This window comes from Streptococcus sp. HMSC066F10 (assembly GCF_001813805.1).
Taxonomy (GTDB): domain Bacteria; phylum Bacillota; class Bacilli; order Lactobacillales; family Streptococcaceae; genus Streptococcus; species Streptococcus vaginalis.
The window spans coordinates 110,557-127,647 of sequence record NZ_KV813975.1; the positions used below are offsets into that span (position 1 = coordinate 110,557).

General features: G+C 38.5%; 19 protein-coding genes. 4 read left to right on the plus strand and 15 right to left on the minus strand.

All coding sequences use genetic code 11. From position 1 onward, the window contains the following. Nucleotides 1–2 precede the first annotated feature (2 nt). From pbp2b to HMPREF2933_RS05135, 5 genes are all read right to left on the minus strand, one after another. Nucleotides 3–2,063, minus strand: coding sequence for a penicillin-binding protein PBP2B (gene pbp2b / locus HMPREF2933_RS05115; protein ID WP_180364464.1), 2,061 nt, complete (start codon nt 2,061–2,063; stop codon nt 3–5). A 156-nt stretch (nt 2,064–2,219) separates the two neighbouring features. After that, nucleotides 2,220–2,912: a phosphoglycerate mutase gene (locus HMPREF2933_RS05120; RefSeq protein WP_003023729.1), complete on the minus strand. Its 693-nt coding sequence runs from the start codon at nt 2,910–2,912 to the stop codon at nt 2,220–2,222. Nucleotides 2,913–3,053: 141 nt separating this feature from the next. Continuing rightward, complete coding sequence (locus tag HMPREF2933_RS05125; protein WP_024052825.1) at nt 3,054–3,515, minus strand: Fur family transcriptional regulator; 462 nt, start codon at nt 3,513–3,515, stop codon at nt 3,054–3,056. 192 nt (nt 3,516–3,707) lie between these two features. Beyond that, nucleotides 3,708–3,983 carry an HU family DNA-binding protein gene (locus HMPREF2933_RS05130; RefSeq protein WP_003023726.1) on the minus strand — a complete coding sequence of 92 codons (276 nt, stop codon included), beginning with the start codon at nt 3,981–3,983 and terminating at the stop codon, nt 3,708–3,710. Between the two features lie 128 nt (nt 3,984–4,111). Next, nucleotides 4,112–4,945 (minus strand): DegV family protein, encoded by an 834-nt coding sequence (locus HMPREF2933_RS05135; protein WP_024052826.1) that lies wholly within the window; start codon nt 4,943–4,945, stop codon nt 4,112–4,114. 229 nt (nt 4,946–5,174) lie between these two features. Here HMPREF2933_RS05135 and HMPREF2933_RS05140 point away from each other — a divergent pair, with 229 nt between their 5' ends. The 4 genes from HMPREF2933_RS05140 to HMPREF2933_RS05155 are packed head-to-tail and all read left to right on the plus strand — an operon-like array spanning nt 5,175 to nt 8,835. Beyond that, the gene (locus tag HMPREF2933_RS05140) at nt 5,175–6,128 is read left to right on the plus strand and encodes an ABC transporter permease (RefSeq protein WP_024052827.1); all 954 of its coding nucleotides are present in this window, start codon (nt 5,175–5,177) and stop codon (nt 6,126–6,128) included. Next, nucleotides 6,121–7,083 carry an iron chelate uptake ABC transporter family permease subunit gene (locus HMPREF2933_RS05145; RefSeq protein WP_024052828.1) on the plus strand — a complete coding sequence of 321 codons (963 nt, stop codon included), beginning with the start codon at nt 6,121–6,123 and terminating at the stop codon, nt 7,081–7,083. Before HMPREF2933_RS05140 ends, HMPREF2933_RS05145 begins: the two co-directional genes overlap by 8 nt. A gap of 1 nt (nt 7,084) precedes the next feature. Further along, nucleotides 7,085–7,837 (plus strand): iron ABC transporter ATP-binding protein, encoded by a 753-nt coding sequence (locus HMPREF2933_RS05150; protein ID WP_024052829.1) that lies wholly within the window; start codon nt 7,085–7,087, stop codon nt 7,835–7,837. 23 nt (nt 7,838–7,860) lie between these two features. Beyond that, on the plus strand, nt 7,861–8,835 hold the full coding sequence (locus HMPREF2933_RS05155; protein ID WP_024052830.1) for a siderophore ABC transporter substrate-binding protein: 975 nt from the start codon (nt 7,861–7,863) through the stop codon (nt 8,833–8,835). 62 nt (nt 8,836–8,897) lie between these two features. Here the strand turns inward: HMPREF2933_RS05155 and HMPREF2933_RS05160 are convergent, their stop codons facing one another. From HMPREF2933_RS05160 to HMPREF2933_RS05200, 10 genes are all read right to left on the minus strand, one after another. Then, complete coding sequence (locus HMPREF2933_RS05160) at nt 8,898–9,629, minus strand: metallophosphoesterase (RefSeq protein WP_024052831.1); 732 nt, start codon at nt 9,627–9,629, stop codon at nt 8,898–8,900. Nucleotides 9,630–9,675: 46 nt separating this feature from the next. Then, the gene (recN, locus tag HMPREF2933_RS05165) at nt 9,676–11,334 is read right to left on the minus strand and encodes a DNA repair protein RecN (RefSeq protein ID WP_024052832.1); all 1,659 of its coding nucleotides are present in this window, start codon (nt 11,332–11,334) and stop codon (nt 9,676–9,678) included. A 7-nt stretch (nt 11,335–11,341) separates the two neighbouring features. Beyond that, nucleotides 11,342–11,773 carry an arginine repressor gene (locus HMPREF2933_RS05170; protein ID WP_003031395.1) on the minus strand — a complete coding sequence of 144 codons (432 nt, stop codon included), beginning with the start codon at nt 11,771–11,773 and terminating at the stop codon, nt 11,342–11,344. Next, nucleotides 11,766–12,581 carry a TlyA family RNA methyltransferase gene (locus HMPREF2933_RS05175; RefSeq protein ID WP_024052833.1) on the minus strand — a complete coding sequence of 272 codons (816 nt, stop codon included), beginning with the start codon at nt 12,579–12,581 and terminating at the stop codon, nt 11,766–11,768. The genes HMPREF2933_RS05170 and HMPREF2933_RS05175 overlap by 8 nt, the downstream gene beginning before the upstream one ends. Then, nucleotides 12,547–13,449 (minus strand): polyprenyl synthetase family protein, encoded by a 903-nt coding sequence (locus HMPREF2933_RS05180; RefSeq protein ID WP_024052834.1) that lies wholly within the window; start codon nt 13,447–13,449, stop codon nt 12,547–12,549. The genes HMPREF2933_RS05175 and HMPREF2933_RS05180 overlap by 35 nt, the downstream gene beginning before the upstream one ends. Continuing rightward, on the minus strand, nt 13,446–13,658 hold the full coding sequence (locus HMPREF2933_RS05185; RefSeq protein ID WP_003030175.1) for an exodeoxyribonuclease VII small subunit: 213 nt from the start codon (nt 13,656–13,658) through the stop codon (nt 13,446–13,448). Before HMPREF2933_RS05185 ends, HMPREF2933_RS05180 begins: the two co-directional genes overlap by 4 nt. Next, on the minus strand, nt 13,636–14,976 hold the full coding sequence (gene xseA, locus HMPREF2933_RS05190; protein WP_024052835.1) for an exodeoxyribonuclease VII large subunit: 1,341 nt from the start codon (nt 14,974–14,976) through the stop codon (nt 13,636–13,638). Before xseA ends, HMPREF2933_RS05185 begins: the two co-directional genes overlap by 23 nt. Nucleotides 14,977–15,165: 189 nt before the next feature. Beyond that, nucleotides 15,166–15,534 (minus strand): conjugal transfer protein TraX, encoded by a 369-nt coding sequence (locus tag HMPREF2933_RS10350; RefSeq protein WP_224783697.1) that lies wholly within the window; start codon nt 15,532–15,534, stop codon nt 15,166–15,168. An 18-nt stretch (nt 15,535–15,552) separates the two neighbouring features. Beyond that, the gene (locus HMPREF2933_RS10355; RefSeq protein ID WP_024052838.1) at nt 15,553–15,900 is read right to left on the minus strand and encodes a TraX family protein; all 348 of its coding nucleotides are present in this window, start codon (nt 15,898–15,900) and stop codon (nt 15,553–15,555) included. Between the two features lie 301 nt (nt 15,901–16,201). Further along, nucleotides 16,202–17,059: an NAD(P)H-hydrate dehydratase gene (locus tag HMPREF2933_RS05200; protein ID WP_024052839.1), complete on the minus strand. Its 858-nt coding sequence runs from the start codon at nt 17,057–17,059 to the stop codon at nt 16,202–16,204. Nucleotides 17,060–17,091 lie beyond the last annotated feature (32 nt).

Genomic DNA, 17,091 nt, shown 5'->3' on the forward strand with positions numbered 1-17,091 from the left:
TTCTAATTCATTGGATGCTGTTGATGATACAAGTTAATAATATCACGAGTTATACTATTGCTAACGGTTGACGATAAGTTTGTATTGTGCGGGAACACAACTGCCACTGCAATCTGCGGGTTGTTACTTGGCGCATAAGCCACTACATTCGTATTAATGGCTTCCTTTCCACCTGCAAAGGTTTCTGCTGTCCCTGTTTTGGCGCTAATCGGCACTGCTTCACCTTGTGACAAAGTACGCCCTGTAGTAAATCCGCTTGTACCATGAACTACCTGATAAAAACCTTGTCGAATCAAATCCATATTCTCTTTTGAAATATCAACTTTATTCAGCTCTTTGGTTGACTTGGATTCAATCAGCTTTCCAAGCCCGCCCGTCTCATTATTGTCATAAATTCCTTCTACTAAGTGCGGCGCAATACGAGTACCGCCATTAGCTACCGTTGCAGCATATTGCGCCAACTGCATTGGAGTATAGTTATCAAACTGCCCAAAAGCATTGGTTAAGTAGTTCGCAAACGTATATTTCTTAGGTGTGTAACCTTCTGATTCACTTGGCAAATCAATTCCTGTAGATGCTCCCAAGCCATATTGAGCAAAAGCTTTACGCAATTTGTCCATAGAGGAGTCCAAATTCGTTAAATCAATTGCCATATTGGGCGTATAAGGCGTTCCCATCATATTTAAAGCTAGTTGAACCATATAAGTATTGGATGAATATTCTAGTGCCTCTAAAGCCGTAATTTGACGAGCTCCATATTGCGTGAACCAAGAAGTGATGGCAGAGGAGCCTCCAAAAGAAATTGGTTGATCCGTCATAACTTGATTTCCTGTGATGGCTCCAGATTCCCAGCCAACTGTTAAAGTAGCTCCTTTCACTACAGAGCCCGGCACAAAGTTGTTCATAATCGTTCCAAGAGAGTCTGTTGTTAGTTCTCCTGTATTGGTATCGTGCTTCAGACCAGCCATGGCTAAAATAGCACCCGTTTTAGGATTCATCGCAACAGCATATACGCCTTCAGAATATGTCGCATTTCCGCTCGCTAATTCCGCACTAAAATACTTTCTCAAAATGTCTTCTACACCGTTCTGAAAAGCTAAATCTGTTGTTAATTTTAGATTATTTCCCTTACTACCATTGAAAATATTTTTCACGCTTTCCATATTTCCATTTTTATCAAGATTGATTTCTTTGACTGCGCGTTTTCCTTGAAGTGTAGACTCATATTGTTTTTCCAAATAACTCGTCCCAACACGATCATTAAGAGAATAGCCTTTTTTCAAATAAGCATTCACTTCTTCTGCGGGTAGCCCTGCCTTTTCACTTGAAACGCTTCCGATGATAGAAGCCAAAGAAGTATCCAACACTTTCCTGTCCCAGCTGGTGGTAATACTGATACCAGACAGTTCTTTCGAGCTAGAGGCGATTGTCGCAATCTGATCAGCTGATAAATTATCCGTACGAATATTTCCCGTTTCAAAATTAGAAATAGCATTCATCTGACTAAACAAATAAATAGCTTTTTTATCTTCATCTGAGTAGTTTAACTTTGCTAAATCAACATTCTTAACGGCATTATTATAAATCTTAGACTCTGCCAAACGATTTCCATCTGTACCATATTTTTTATTTTTAGGCAGCTGATTAACGACCTTCTTATAAACCTCGCTGTCTGCCAAATAATAATCTACTTGTTGACGCTCAGTAACATCTGCGCTGGAAATAGAAACCAATGGACGCAATTTTTGAGCAATTTCTTTAATCTCTGCAGCCGTCATTTTGTTGCTGCGTGTGAAAGAGACAACTTGCTTGGTTGTATTCTCAACCAAAGGTTTCCCACTCGCATCATAAATCTGCCCCCGAACCGAACTGGTTGTCACTTTAGTCTTGCTAGCTGTCGCTAATTTTTTTGTATAAAAATCTCTATGGACAACCTGCATATAGCCCAAACGCACAATTAAACTCATAAACAGTAAAATCACAATTCCAAATAATAAATTCAAGCGTCGTGGGATTGAATGGCTATTAAATGTTCTTTTTTTCTTAGACATGGTATCTCTCATTCTAGTCAAAATGCTATCTTTTATTGTACCATAAATCCACCTAAATGAAGTCGTGGAAAATGGAAAACATTGATAAAAAACACAGCTAAAAAATGAAAGCTTTGCATGATATTAAAAAGCCCTGCTTACGCAGAGCCTCTTAATATTATATTGGACTTATTTTCCAAGATAGTATTCTTTCACTAGATTCAATTTTTCATCAAATTCAAATACAAGTGGTGGGAAGTTAGGAATTTCCACATTCATGATTTCGTCATCTGACAATTTTTTGATGTGTTTTACAAGGGCACGAATAGAATTACCATGTGCACCTACGAATACATTTTTACCGTCTTTCAAAGCTGGAGCGATTTTATCTTCCCAGAATGGAAGAGCGCGTTCCAAGGTTACTTTCAAGTTTTCTGCATCTGGAATAACTGAGTCATCAAGATTTGCATAACGACGGTCAGTGTGTGCTGAATATTGATCATCTTTTGCCATAGCTGGTGGCAATACATCATAAGAACGGCGCCAAATATGAACTTGTTCGTCACCCCATTTTTCAGCTGCTTCAGCTTTGTTTTGACCTGTCAAACCTCCATAGTGACGTTCATTCAAACGCCATGACTTTTCAACTGGCACCCAAAGTTGACCTGCCGCTTCAAGGGCAAGATTTGTTGTTTTGATAGCGCGTGTCAAAACAGATGTGTAAGCTTGGTCAAACTCAATACCAGCTTCTTTAATCAATTTACCAGCATCAATAGCTTGTTGCGTCCCTTTTTCAGACAAATCAACATCAGCCCAACCTGTAAAGAGGTTTGCTTTGTTCCATTCAGACTCACCGTGGCGAGCAAAAACTAATTTTACCATTAGAAATTCTCCTTTGATTTTTGAAAACTGTCTCACAGTCACTACTATATTTTACAAAATTTTTTCAAAAAAATCCAGTATCAATGGGAGAATATTTGATTTTTGATAATTTACTTTATTCAAGCAATGTACATCAATTCCTTAACTATTTTTCGAGCACTCAGGGCAAATTCCGTACATCAAAACTTGTGTCTTTGTAATTTTATAACCTGTTTGTTCTTCAGCTTCACGCTTCAAATCAGGAATATCCACATCTTCAAAGTCTGCAATTCGACCACATTTTTCACAGACAACATTCAGATGTTCATGCCCCATAAAATCAAAATAGGTTGTCTTATCATGGCTAATTTTGATTTCTTCTACAAAACCCTCTTCCACCAAAACTTTGAGATTGTTATAAACCGTTGCTAGACTCATCTTTGGAAAATTAGACAGCAAATCAGAATAAATCTTTTCAGCACTTGGGTGCTCATGTGTCCGAATCATATAAGCAATGACTGCTTTTCGAGTTTCTGTAATACGTACACCTTTGGCTTTTAATCGTTGAATAATATTTTCATAATCACTTTGGTCTGTGATTTCTAAATAAGGATGTAAATTCATTTCCTACTCACTCATCATTATTTTTCCTTTATTATATCACGAAAATATAAGAATGCGTATTTAGAATGATTGTAAATAAACACAAATGATAAACTTCAACATCATTTTTACCCCTTTTATTTCCCCCTGAATACGGAAAAAACCTGTTGGACAACGAATAAATGTTGATACAACAGGCTTTTTTAATCTCAATTATTTAACAGCGTCTTTAAGAGCTTTACCTGCTTTAAATGCTGGTACTTTAGAAGCTGCTATTGTGATTTCTGCACCAGTTTGTGGGTTGCGGCCTTTACGAGCTGCACGTTCACGAACTTCAAAGTTACCAAAACCAATCAATTGAACTTTTTCACCAGCTGCAAGGTATTCAGTTACTGCTGCAAATACCGCATCAACTGCTGCTGCTGAATCTTTCTTAGTCAATTCTGTAGCTTCTGCTACTTTTGCAATCAAATCTTGTTTGTTAGCCATTTAACAAATCCTCCAAAATATTTTATGAATTAGTAGTCACTAACTCTAACAAGTATTATCATATCTAAAAAATGTTATTAGGTCAAGCACAAAACGAACTTTTTTCAATTTTTCCAAAGATATCAAACTTATTCATAGCGAACGAGGACTGCCCACGCATTTTCACCTGTATGTGTTTGAATAATAGAACCAGTCTTCAAAACAGAAATCGTTTTTTCCACACACGGTTGCAAAATCTGTTTCATTTCGTTCGCCAATTCGGCAGTTCCTGCATACGAAATTCCAATCTCTGCCACTTTTTTATCTTTTAAGCTTTCAACTAAATCATTAACCCATTTTTTGAAGGTTTTTACACCACGCCCCTTAACAATCGGTTGTAATTCATTGTTTTTCATTTGCATAACTACTCGAATATTAAGCAACGAACTGAGAAGCCCAGTCACACGACTAATACGACCACCTTTTACAAGATTTTCAAGCGTTGACACACCGATATACAATTCTGTTTTTTCACGTACTTCTTCGATTCTTGCTAAAATAGCATCAAAGTCTGCACCTTCTTTTGCTAGTTTTGCAGCTTCAACCACTTGAAACTTCAAAGCTTGATCCGTAAAAGAGCTATCAATCACTGTTACATCTACATTTGCCAAGGTTGCCCCTTGTCGTGCAGCTTCGACCGTTCCAGACAAAGCATGCGACATATGGATAGAAATGATTTTATCGGCAGTTTCTCCGAGTGTTTCAAAGATTTCTGCAAAAACACCAACTGGTGGTTGACTGGTTTTCGGTAGATTTTTGCTTGACTGCATCAAACGAAGAAACTCTCCTTCTTTTAAGTCAGCGTCTGAATAAACAACACCATCTACCATTACAGACAAAGGAACGATTGTAATCTCTAAATCCTCTACAACTTGCGGTTCAATCGTAATAGATGAATCCGTTACAATTTTGATTTTTGTCATAGTTTTCCTACTTTTATAAATTTTATCTATTTAATTTATTATATCAAAAAAATAACTTTTTGTGGAATAATTTTTCTGGATAAAATGTGTAAAAGGTGTGTAGAGCTTTCTATTTTTCTAAATAAACAGAATTATTAAATTTTCAGAAAATAATTGACACTGTTTTATTTTTTTGTTAGCCTAGTGATGTATCTTATTGAAGCTGTTGCTTTGAAGAAAGGGTTGATAAATGAAACAGACAAAATTTTTAGGAATTCTTTGTCTTGCTCTTGTTATGATTTCAATTACAGTTGGTTCTGGTCACTTTTCGTGGTGGCAGCTGCTACACGGAGATAAGCAGACTGGGCTGCTATTTTTAGAGTCGCGCTTGCCAAGGACAGTCAGCATTCTCCTAGCAGGCTCTAGCATGAGCATTGCCGGGCTTCTTATGCAGACTGTTACACAAAATCATTTTGCTGCTCCTAGCACGGTTGGAACGGTCGAGGCTGCAAAATTTGGTATGTTGCTTAGTTTATTTTTCTTTCCGTCAGCCACATTAGCGCAAAAAATGCTATTTGCTTTTGTATCTGCTATTTTTTTTACGATTATTTTTATTAGACTTATCAGAAAATTCTCATTTAAAGAAAAATGGTTGTTACCGCTTGTCGGAATTATTTATAGTGGAGTGATTAGTGCAGCAGGAGAAATCATTGCCTATCGTTTTGAGCTTGTCCAAAGCATGACTTCATGGACACAAGGCTCTTTTTCCATGATTCAGAAACATCAATATGAATGGTTATTTTTAAGTTTAATCATCTTGATTGCAGTATGGAAGCTATCAGCCACGTTTACCATTATGAATCTAGGGGAAGACGCTAGTCATAATCTAGGCATTTCCTTTTACCAAATGGAAGGAATGACGTTGTTTCTCATTGCATTGACGACAAGTGTGACGATGATTACAGTCGGCTCTCTTCCATTTATCGGAGTCATTGTTCCAAACATCATTCGGAAATTTTATGGTGACCATATCACACGCATTAAGGGACTGACCGCATTAACTGGTTCCTGTCTCATCTTGATCTGTGATATTGTAGCTCGTCTAGTCATTCGCCCTTACGAAGTCTCCGTCAGCTTGATTTTAGGAATTTTGGGTAGTTTGGCGTTCGTGTATCTTTTGTGGCGAGGTGCTGCTCATGAATAAAATGAAGAGTCAAACAAGAAATCGCTTACTTCTATTGCTTTTGTTAGCTAGCTTGAGTGGCTTGTTATATCTCATGCCAATGGAATATCCTTTAACAGGTTTTATTATGAAATTGCGCTCGCAAAAGTTACTAGCCTATCTTTTAGTCGCCATAGCTGGAGGTCTTGCTACAATCAGCTTTCAAACAATCACAGAGAATCGTTTTTTAACACCAAGCATTCTTGGAATGGAATCTCTCTATGTCTTTATGCAGACGATTTATCTTTTCTTTGCTAGCAAATTCATCTGCAATACTGGTCATCCTTTGCTTGAGTTTATCTTAGTCTTACTCATACAGTGTGGCTTCTTTTTCTGCCTGCAACCTGCATTAAAAAAGCTACTCCAGCAAGGATTTGTATTTATTTTATTGATTTGCATGGCACTAGGGACGCTCTTTAGAAGCGCCAGCACATTCTTGCAGGTGCTAATGGATCCTAATGAATATGATAAACTGCAAACAAAACTATTTCCTTCCTTTCAACGAATAAATATGGATATTCTATCTGTCGCTGCAATCATCATTGGACTAGCAGGTTTATATTTGTTAAAGAAGAACGCTATTTTGAATGTTTTTCATTTGGATAAAAAGACAGCGACTATTTTAGGTGTAGAAGTTGAAAAAGAGCAAAAAAAGATACTATGGGCAATTGTTTTGCTGACTTCAACGACAACTGCTCTCGTTGGACCTATGATGTTCTTCGGCTTTATGATGTCTAATTTAGCCTATCTGTTAATCAAAGAATACCAACACAAATGGTTGTTCTCAGTAGCAATTTTACTCGGTTTTCTCTCTCTAACTACTGGACAAATGCTGGTAGAGCGCGTCTTTCAGCTCCAAATCAATGTCAGCATGGTCATTGAGCTTGTCGGAGGGTTATTCTTCTTTTATCTTTTAGCTAAGGAGGTAAAACGCTAGAATGCAATTAAAAAACGTTGGCAAATCATTTGGAAATCAAGCAATTTTAGAAGATATTCAACTGAATATTTCACCGAGCAAATTCACCGCTTTTATTGGTCCAAACGGTGCCGGAAAATCAACGCTGCTTTCCATTATGAGTCGTTTGCTCAAGAAAGATCAAGGTTTTCTCAGTATCAAGGGAAAAGAAATTGAAGCTTGGAATTCAAAAGAGTTGGCCAAAGAATTAACGATTTTAAAACAAAAAATCAATTACCAATCTAAATTAACGGTTGAAGAATTGGTTTCCTTCGGTCGCTTTCCTTATAGTCAGGATCGTTTGACAAAAGAAGATTTCAAAAAAGTGGAGCAAGCATTGGAATATTTGGATATTGCTGATCTGCGAGAACGTTTCATTGATACGCTTTCAGGCGGTCAATTGCAGCGCGTTTTTATCGCTATGGTGCTCACTCAAGACACTGATTTTATCTTTTTGGACGAGCCACTAAACAATCTAGATATTAAGCAAAGTATTTCTATGATGAAAATCTTGCGGTCTCTCGTTGATGACTTAGGAAAAACGATTATCATTGTCATTCATGACATCAATATTGCCAGTCAGTATGTTGATGAAATTGTCGCCTTTAAAGACGGAAAAGTCTTTTATCAAGGTACAACCAATCAGGTCATGAGAAAAGAAATTTTAGATCCATTGTATGAAATGGACATTACCCTTGGGGAAATCAATGGTAAAAAAGTTTGTATTTACCTATAAATATTAATTTTGGAGGAATTTTAATGAAAAAGAATACAAAAACACTACTTCTATCTCTATTCGCAGCTGTTGCAGTTGTGCTACTCGCTGCTTGCAGCGACAATAAACAGTCCAATTCAAAAACGACAAACTCTTCATCTACTTCTAGTGAAGTCACTATCAAAACAGCAAATGGAGATGTGAAAGTCCCTACCAACCCTAAAAAAATTGTAACACTGGATTTAGGTGCAGCTGATACCATTCGTGCTTTAGGAAAAGAAAGCAGCATTGTCGGTATGCCAAAGAAAACTCTGCCTGCTTACTTAAAAAATTTACCAAGTAGCATTAAAAATGTAGGTAGCATGAAAGAACCGAATATGGAAGCTATCGCAGCTTTAAAACCAGACTTGATTATTGCTTCTGGTCGTACAGCTCAATATGTCAAGAAACTCAAGGAAATTGCCCCTACTGTATTATTCCAAACAGACAACAAAGACTACTGGGGTTCTACCAAGAAAAACATCCTTTCTTTAGCAAGTATCTTTGGAGAAGACGGAACCAAAAAAGCTAAAAGTGAATTAGCTACATTAGACAAGGAAATTCAAACCGTTGTTGCTGCCAATGAAAAGTCAAATAAAAATGCTCTTGCGATGATGTTAAATGAAGGTGCAATATCTGCTTTCGGAGCTAAATCACGTTTTGCTTTCCTTTACAGTACTTTGAAATTCAAACCAACAGATGCTAAAATCAAAGAATCAAGACATGGACAAGAAGTCAGCTTTGAAAGTATCAAACAAATCAATCCAGATATTATCTTTGTTCTGAACCGCACTCTTGCTATCGGTGGGGACAATTCGGCCAATAAAGACTTACTGAATAACTCACTGATCCAAGAAACAAATGCTGCTAAAAACAAAACTATTGTAAACTTGACATCCGACCTCTGGTACCTAAGCGGAGGCGGACTCGAATCCACAAAATTGATGATTGAAGATGTAAAAAATGTAGCTGGGAAATAATATAAAAGAGCTGGAGAAAACCTTAAATGAATTTTCTCCAGCTCTTTTATCATCCTCAACTTCTAATTATCCTCTACCGCGAAACCATCATTTGTGATGAAATGATGTTCTAAAATTCCCTCATTTCCAAATAAAACTCCGTGGAGAACACCGCCATAGACAGCTCCGCCATCCATGCCAATTTTTTGATCCTGCGTTTGCCAAAGGCGACTTGTCCCAGGCATCTCAGAAAAAAGATAAAAAGTCGGAGTATGTCCAAATACAATTATTTTCCCTGTTTGATTGAGACCTTGATGAAAGGGCTCACGTATCCAAACCTTTTGATAATCGCTTGTTTCATGCCAATCTTTTAAAGTTAAGTCAACTCCAGCGTGTACAAAAATATAGTTATCTGTTTCAACAAAGAAAGGCATCTGACGAATAAAATACACGAGGTCTGGCGCCTCTTCCGACACGCGCTTTGCGTCTTCAACTCCATCAACAGGAGTATCTAGAGGTCGCCCCAAAATAGAATTGATTGTTGTGTCACCGCCATTGCGACGATAATGAGCATAGCCGCTCTCAGGATTGTCCAGCCAAGTTAAAAACATGTATTCGTGATTCCCAGAAATACAAATCGCTCCTTGCTTGTCGACAAGACTTTTCACACACTCTAAAACCGCTCGGCTGTCCTCGCCGCGGTCAATCAAATCTCCCAAAAAGATGAGCTGACTTTCTCCATCCCATTTTTTGAGTAATTCTTTTAGCATTTTTGCTTTTCCATGTACATCACCAATTACAAAATAATTTGTCATGATTACCTCCTGATAACAACCCATTTAGCACAAGCCAAAGAGTATTTCATTTTTTCAAGAGCTCTCTAGCCTGCGTGAGGGCTGCTTGGGTCACATTTTCGCCCGCCAACATTTTGGCAATTTCTTCGACACGCTCATCATTTGATAACAAGCGAACAGTTGAAACGGTCGAATGCTCATCAGATATTTTCTCAATGAAAAATTGATAATCTGCAATGGCAATCACTTGTGGTAGGTGCGAAATTGCGAGGACTTGTCCGTTCGAGCCAATTTTATGAATCTTTTGAGCAATAGCTTGTGCAACACGTCCCGATACACCTGTATCTACTTCATCAAAGACAATGCTGGTTTTGCCTTCCTTGCGAGAAAAAGCAGACTTGATTGCCAACATTAAACGAGACAATTCACCACCTGAAGCAACCTTAACGAGCGGTTTGTAATCTTCACCGGGATTAGTCGAAATATAAAATTCAACGTGTTCATTCCCATCGCGGCTAAATTTTCCCTTGATAAATTGAACTCGAAAATTCGCCTTTTCCATATAGAGGTCTTGCAGTTCTTGCTGAATCTCTGCTTCTAACTGCTGGGCTAATTCGTGCCGAGCCTGACTCAGACTGCTTGCTAGAGAAACCAAGTCTTTTTCCAGCTTTTTCAGCTCTTTGTTCAAATCATCTGATGAAAGATTTTTCCCAGTAAGTAGAGCATATTCTTTAGAAATCTGCTCAAAATAAGCTAAGACATCATCTACTTGACCGCCGTATTTGCGAGTAATACTATAGATTAAATCTAGGCGACTTTCTACTTCTAAGAGACGGCCACCATCAAAATCCAAGTCTTCTAGAATATCCTCCAAACGCTTTGTCACATCTTCCAACACATAGTAAGATTCAGAAAGGTTGGTCGCAATTTCTTTGTAAGTGGCGTCATAGTCTTCAATAGCTTCCATGTCATTCATGGCAGAACGAATATTCGCTAAACTAGAAAATTCTTCATCATCCAGCATGGCATAGGCATTTGTCAAAGTGTCCGCAATCTGCTTATGATTGAGTAACTTATCACGCTCTTGGTTTAAAGCTAAATCTTCGCTAGCTTTTAAATTAGCTGCTTCAATCTCTGCAATTTGATATTCCAGCATGTCAATCCGCGCTTTATTTTCTTCTTGATTCTTTTGAATTGTTAAGATCTGCTTACGCAACTGACGATACTGGTCAAAAGTCTGTTGATAATCAGCTTTGAGCTTGAAAAATGCGTCAGCTCCAAACTCGTCCAACATGGCAATATGCAGCTGCGGTCGCATGAGTTCTTCTTGATCGTGTTGACCGTGAATATCCACCAAATGCTGTCCAACAGCTCGCAAGACAGACAAATTAACCATTTGACCATTAATACGACTGACACTACGCCCATTTTGAAAAATTTCCCGCCGAATAATCAGCTCCTCTGTCATATCAAGCCCTTGCTGCTCAAAAATTTCAACCAAAGCCTTACTCTGCTCAATTGCAAAAAGCCCTTCAATCTCTGCTTTTGATGCACCGTGACGAATCACATCTGTTGTCGCGCGGCTTCCTAGCATCATGTTCATAGCATCAATAATAATAGACTTTCCAGCCCCTGTTTCACCTGTCAAAACGGTCATGCCTTGCTCAAAATTGAGGGAAATCTCTTCAATAATTGCAAAATTTTTAATGGAAATTTCAAGTAACATAGGCTATCTACCAATTTCTGATTTGTTCCAATACCTGATGAGCCATTTCTTCACTACGGAAAATAAGGAGAATCGTGTCATCATCGGCTAAAATACTAAAAATGTCCTTAGAAAAATCTTCTACAATTTGTCGCTTCACAAAAGCTGTGCTTCCAGGGACAAGATTGAGATTGATCATATTTCCCAATAGCTCAAACTTTAAGATATTATTGTCTGCTAACTTCAAACTCGTACTAGCTGATTTCGGTAGTTCATAAATATAAGTGTTATTTTTCAGCGGAATTTTGACAATGCCCAATTCTTTAATATCACGCGAAACAGTTGCCTGTGTTGCTGTAATTCCTGATTTCTTCAGATATTCTACAATTGCTTCTTGTGTCCCAACTTCATAGTCCGACACAAAATGTCTAATTTTTTCTAATCTTTCCTTTTTATTCATCTTTAAATTCCTTATGTGCTGTCTCTACGACCGTTGTAATCATTGCTTTTACTAGTTTTTCAGGATGAGGATTTTTTTCCAAATAGGCTAAAAATTCCACATTCCCATGCCCACCTTGAATAGGGGAGAAATCTAAATCTTTGACGGAAAATCCTGCTTCAACCATAAAGTCCGTTACTTTTTCTAAAACTGCTTGATGCACTTTTTTATCTTTCACAATCCCATTTTTGCCAATCTGCTCTCTTCCTGCTTCAAACTGAGGTTTGATAAGTGCAACGACTTTTCCATTTTCAGCCAAAATCTTATGCAGAGCTGGCAAAATGAGACCAAGCGAGATAAAACTGACATCAATGGAGGCAAAGCTAGGTGTCTCCTCAAAATCAGTTGCCTTGGCATAACGAAAATTAAACTGCTCCATGCTGATGACGCGTTCATCTTGTCGGAGTTTCCATGCCAGTTGATTGGTGCCGACATCTACTGCGTAGACTTTCCTTGCACCATTTTGCAGCATGACGTCCGTAAACCCACCCGTTGATGCCCCAATGTCCAACGTAATCTGATTTTCAACTGAAATCTCAAAAACCTGCAAAGCCTTTTCTAATTTTAAGCCACCACGGCTAACATATTTGAGCTTTTCGCCTTTGAGTTTTAACTCAGTGGTCTCATCAATTTTCTCGCCAGGTTTATCGAAACGCTCACCATTCGCAACAGCAACGACTAAGCCCGCCATCACACCGCGCTTGGCCTGTTCTCTTGTTTCAAAAAGCCCTTGCTTATAAGCTAGAACATCTACTCTTTCTTTCGTCATTGAGTTTTAAACTTTCTATTATCTTTCTGATAGCCGCGCCTGAAAAAGCAAGCTCTACTTCTAATTCTGCCAATAAATGCTCTGTTTCCTCTATCTGTTTTTCAAAGAATCGCTTTGCTCCATCCAAACCCCAAATGGCTGGATAGGTGGCTTTCTCTGCTGCCACATCTTTCTGCGGTGTCTTCCCCAAGTCTTCAAAGTTCGCTGTGATATCTAAAATATCATCTCGCACCTGAAAAGCTAAACCAAGTAATTGACCAATTTTTCTTAATTTTTCCTGCTGTGGCTGTGCCACTTCCGCAATCAAACCCGCAGCAATAAAAGGATAGGTCAGGAGTTTACCAGTCTTATTGGCATGAATATTCTGCAGCTCTGCTAAACTGATGTCCTTTCCTTCGCCCTGCATATCAAGGACTTGACCTCCGACCATACCAAAAGTTCCAGCCGCTAATGACAATTCTGCAATCAAATTTACCTTGATTTGACTAGGTAGTGCCGTTTCTGCTATCAAGGCATAAGAATCCAAAAAGAGAGAATCTCCTGCTAAAATAGCCATTGCTTCGCCAAATTTCTTGTGGCTGGTCAAGCGACCACGACGATAATCATCATCGTCCATAGCCGGCAAATCATCATGAATCAAGCTGCCTGTATGAATCATTTCAAGCGCTGCTGCCACTTGGAAATGTGCTTCTGTCAGTTCCAGTCCTAGACCTTCTAATAATTCTAAAAGTAAAAGAGGACGAATTCGCTTACCGCCTGCATTAACAGAATAGAGGATTGCTTCTATCAAATCAGCGGACACCACTTTTTGAGCATAAAATCCCTCGATAGTCTGTCCAATTCTAGCTAATTTTTCGTCTTGTTTCATTCCATTTCCGTTTCTGTGCCATCAGCCTGCATAACTTTTACCAGCGTTTTTTCTGCCTGATCTAGTGTTTTTTGCAATTCTTTTGAGAGCTGCATCCCCTTTTGAAACTCAGAAATCGCTTCTTCCAAAGCCACATCTCCGTTTTCTAACTTCTGTACGATAACTTCTAAGTCTGCTAAATTTTCTTCAAATTTCTTTTCTTTCGACATCTTTTACCTCAACTTCTATCTGACCATCTCGCATCAAAATGGTTAATTGATCTTTTTTATTGATTTTCTCAATAGATTCTAACACCTGTTCATCTTTTTTGACAATAGCATAACCCCGAGCCACAATTCGGCTAGTATCCAGCATGAGCAAAGCGTCAGACAGACACTTGACTTCAGCCACTTTATGGTCATAAACAACTGCCATATTACTGCGCAGAAGCCGTTCCAACTGAGCTACACGCTCTTGATAAATCTGAACCTGCCTTAAAGGAGCTAGAGCCTCCAAACGATGTTGTAAAAGCCTTGCCCGCTGCACTTCCTCGTTATAATATTCGCGAATTTTTTGCTTGAGCCGTAAATTTAGTTGATCTAATTTTTGCAGGTAGCTATCATACAGTCGTTCTGGTTGTCGAAAAATGACAGACTGACTCAGCTTAGCTAATCGCTCACGATTGTAAGTAAGACGATTCGATGTGGCAGTTGCTAACCGATTTTGTTGCTGCTGCAAGTGTGCTAGGAGATCCAGCTTTGTTACAGGTGTTGCTAATTCAGCAGCCGCAGTCGGCGTTGCAGCCCGTCTATCTGCAACAAAATCTGCCAAGGTCGTATCTGTTTCATGCCCCACACTCGAAATGATCGGAATGTGCGATTCAAAAATTGCACGGACAACCACTTCCTCATTAAACGCCCAGAGATCTTCAATTGAGCCACCACCTCGACCGATAATGAGTAAATCTAAATCATTTCGCCCATTAGCACGACGAATATTTTCTGCTACTTCAGTAGAAGCTCCTTCGCCTTGCACCTTCGTCGGATAAAGAATTATCTCAACTCCCGGAAAACGACGACTAACAGTTGTGATAATATCGCGAATCACTGCTCCACTAGGACTGGTCACTACTCCAATTTTCTTTGGAAATTGCGGTAAAGCTTGCTTAAAGCACTCCTCAAAAAGCCCTTCCTCGCCTAGCTTTTTCTTGAGCTGCTCAAACTGAATTGCCAAAACTCCGATACCGTCTGGCTCCGCTTTTTCAATGATAATAGAATAAGATCCACTTGGTTCATATAGTTGAACACGACCGATGACATTAACCTTCATACCCTCTTCCAAGTCAAAACCTAACTTCTTATAAACACCACCCCAAATTGTTGCCTGAATGACTGCTTTTTCATCTTTGAGAGAGAAATATTGGTGATTAGGTCGCCTACGAAAATTAGAAACTTGCCCCGTCAGATAAACTCGTTCTAAATAAGGATCTTTATCAAACTTTAATTTTAAGTATTTGGTCAAGGTTGACACGGATAAATACTCAGACATTCCTCTCCTTTCATTTCCTGTAATGCTTCTTTATTCATAATTTTTATTATACCAAACAATCTATAAAAAATCATTTCCAGCCCTCAACGAAAAAGGAAAGACTAGTTTCCCATATCTTAAGCAGAGCCTAGCCCAACAAACTTGCCAAAATATACAAAAGATAGATATGCACAGGATAGAAAAATAACTTCATACCACGACTTTTTCACCGTTGTAAAAATACATTGGAATCACCGCAAAAACCATCATCCATTGCACAGACGTTGGATCTGTTAGATACACAAATAAAGATACTGGTGTTAATGTCACCATTTGTGCTATGCGGTGTCTGCGGAAGATATAAAAGAAAAGACCAAGGTAAACCATGACATCCCCTCCTTCAACCACGATAATGTTTGGAATGGCCATGATAAAAAAAGCAATAATTTGAACCATCAGAGGTGATATATTTTCACTGGCTAGATAACCCGATAGAAACAAAGCCGGCAGAGCCAGAAGAATCGGTAAAAGAAAAAGGCCCAATCCTTTCCAGAATGAATAAAGTTTCTTTTCTTTCATACCCTCAACCATCAAATCCTAAGCACAGATAGATATGCCCGCTAAGAAAAAGGCGCCAAAAGCATTATTCGCCAGCCCAACTTGACCATTAGTGAAAAATTGACTGACAATCATGTTTCCAATAATCATAAACCATGTCATAAAGAGCAACCGTTTCAAATAAGCTTTTCGATTATGCGTATAATAAAAACTATCAGCTGCCAGAAACATAAAAAGAGGAAAAACTACGCGTCCTAGCATTGTTATCCACATCGGGGCGCCAAAAGCGCCAAACATTTCGTAGATATGATCTAAAAACACAAGTAAAATAGCTAAAATTTTCAAGTTCGTTGCATTCGATATTTTCTTTAAAGATTGTAACATCATACATTCTCCATTTCTTTTTTTCAACTAGCATAATCTTACTGAAATTTTCCCACTCTTTCCATTACATAAACTTACATTTTCAGAAAGAAAAGTGACATTTTTGTAGGGCAGAAAAAATAAGGTCAAGATAAAACATCTCAACCTCATTAAATACAATGAATTTTCATAAGATAGTGGATATTGAAAAAGTTTATTCTCCCTTTCAACTTGTACTAAACCTCATGAGCTAAATATTACTTTTATAAATAGCTAATAAAAGTTAAACTTTCCAATTTTTTAAATGCTTTTTCAGGTTTTTTCATTATAACATATTTTCTTTTTTAGCTAGCTTCTTCATCCACTTAGGGATTTCTTTGCTGATTTCCGTTGGCAAGACTACATATTTTTCTTTGTTTAACTCCTCTGCAATGGCTGAATGCAGATAGACTGCTGCTGCTACACGTTCCAGTAAAGAACTAGTCTTGAACTGCCTTGCAAAACCCGCAATCATGCCTGCCAGAGTATCTCCCATGCCACCCGTTGCTTGATAAGGACCACCAATAGTCAGTTGAAAATGGTTTCCATTTCCACTTTGAAAAATAGTCGTTCCGTGCTTCTTTTGAACAACGATAGTTCCAGCAGGGAAGGAATTAACAGCTTCTTGGCTTTTTTCAACCGTTTGCTCAGCTATCTTTAGTCCGCTCAACCGCTCCCACTCTTTTTGATGTGGGGTAAAAATCGTCTGTGCTTTTGGAATTGGCAGAGCTTCTTTGCTAAAGAGGGAAATAGCTCCACCGTCCATGATGAAGACTTGATGTTCACTAACAAGTTTCACTACCAGCCGCAAAACGGCTTTTTCAAGTTTACTTTCAGCTAAACCTGATCCAATCAATACTACATCTGCTTTTTGGACTTGCTCGGTCAATAGCTTTTTATCTTGTACATCAAAAGCCATTGCTTCTGGTAAATGATCGTGGAGAGCTGCGATATTTTCCCTATCCGTCGCCACCGTCACTAGACCAGCTCCGCTATGAACTGCAGCTAAGGCTGCCATGATAATCGCTCCACCAAAAGGATATGTCCCGCCAATTAACAACAAGCGACCGTAATCCCCCTTGTGACTATGGAGTGCACGTGGCTGAACGACCTTTTCCAATAATGTACAATTGACCACTTCCATTATTTTCTCCTTTTGCATACTGCGATTCCCCT

Coding starts and splice junctions, on each gene's coding strand:
- pbp2b (WP_180364464.1), bottom strand. CDS start 2,063: ATGAGAGATACCATGTCTAAGAAAAAAAGAACATTTAATAGCCATTCA.
- HMPREF2933_RS05120 (WP_003023729.1), bottom strand. CDS start 2,912: ATGGTAAAATTAGTTTTTGCTCGCCACGGTGAGTCTGAATGGAACAAA.
- HMPREF2933_RS05125 (WP_024052825.1), bottom strand. CDS start 3,515: ATGAATTTACATCCTTATTTAGAAATCACAGACCAAAGTGATTATGAA.
- HMPREF2933_RS05130 (WP_003023726.1), bottom strand. CDS start 3,983: ATGGCTAACAAACAAGATTTGATTGCAAAAGTAGCAGAAGCTACAGAA.
- HMPREF2933_RS05135 (WP_024052826.1), bottom strand. CDS start 4,945: ATGACAAAAATCAAAATTGTAACGGATTCATCTATTACGATTGAACCG.
- HMPREF2933_RS05140 (WP_024052827.1), top strand. CDS start 5,175: ATGAAACAGACAAAATTTTTAGGAATTCTTTGTCTTGCTCTTGTTATG.
- HMPREF2933_RS05145 (WP_024052828.1), top strand. CDS start 6,121: ATGAATAAAATGAAGAGTCAAACAAGAAATCGCTTACTTCTATTGCTT.
- HMPREF2933_RS05150 (WP_024052829.1), top strand. CDS start 7,085: ATGCAATTAAAAAACGTTGGCAAATCATTTGGAAATCAAGCAATTTTA.
- HMPREF2933_RS05155 (WP_024052830.1), top strand. CDS start 7,861: ATGAAAAAGAATACAAAAACACTACTTCTATCTCTATTCGCAGCTGTT.
- HMPREF2933_RS05160 (WP_024052831.1), bottom strand. CDS start 9,629: ATGACAAATTATTTTGTAATTGGTGATGTACATGGAAAAGCAAAAATG.
- recN (WP_024052832.1), bottom strand. CDS start 11,334: ATGTTACTTGAAATTTCCATTAAAAATTTTGCAATTATTGAAGAGATT.
- HMPREF2933_RS05170 (WP_003031395.1), bottom strand. CDS start 11,773: ATGAATAAAAAGGAAAGATTAGAAAAAATTAGACATTTTGTGTCGGAC.
- HMPREF2933_RS05175 (WP_024052833.1), bottom strand. CDS start 12,581: ATGACGAAAGAAAGAGTAGATGTTCTAGCTTATAAGCAAGGGCTTTTT.
- HMPREF2933_RS05180 (WP_024052834.1), bottom strand. CDS start 13,449: ATGAAACAAGACGAAAAATTAGCTAGAATTGGACAGACTATCGAGGGA.
- HMPREF2933_RS05185 (WP_003030175.1), bottom strand. CDS start 13,658: ATGTCGAAAGAAAAGAAATTTGAAGAAAATTTAGCAGACTTAGAAGTT.
- xseA (WP_024052835.1), bottom strand. CDS start 14,976: ATGTCTGAGTATTTATCCGTGTCAACCTTGACCAAATACTTAAAATTA.
- HMPREF2933_RS10350 (WP_224783697.1), bottom strand. CDS start 15,534: ATGAAAGAAAAGAAACTTTATTCATTCTGGAAAGGATTGGGCCTTTTT.
- HMPREF2933_RS10355 (WP_024052838.1), bottom strand. CDS start 15,900: ATGATGTTACAATCTTTAAAGAAAATATCGAATGCAACGAACTTGAAA.
- HMPREF2933_RS05200 (WP_024052839.1), bottom strand. CDS start 17,059: ATGGAAGTGGTCAATTGTACATTATTGGAAAAGGTCGTTCAGCCACGT.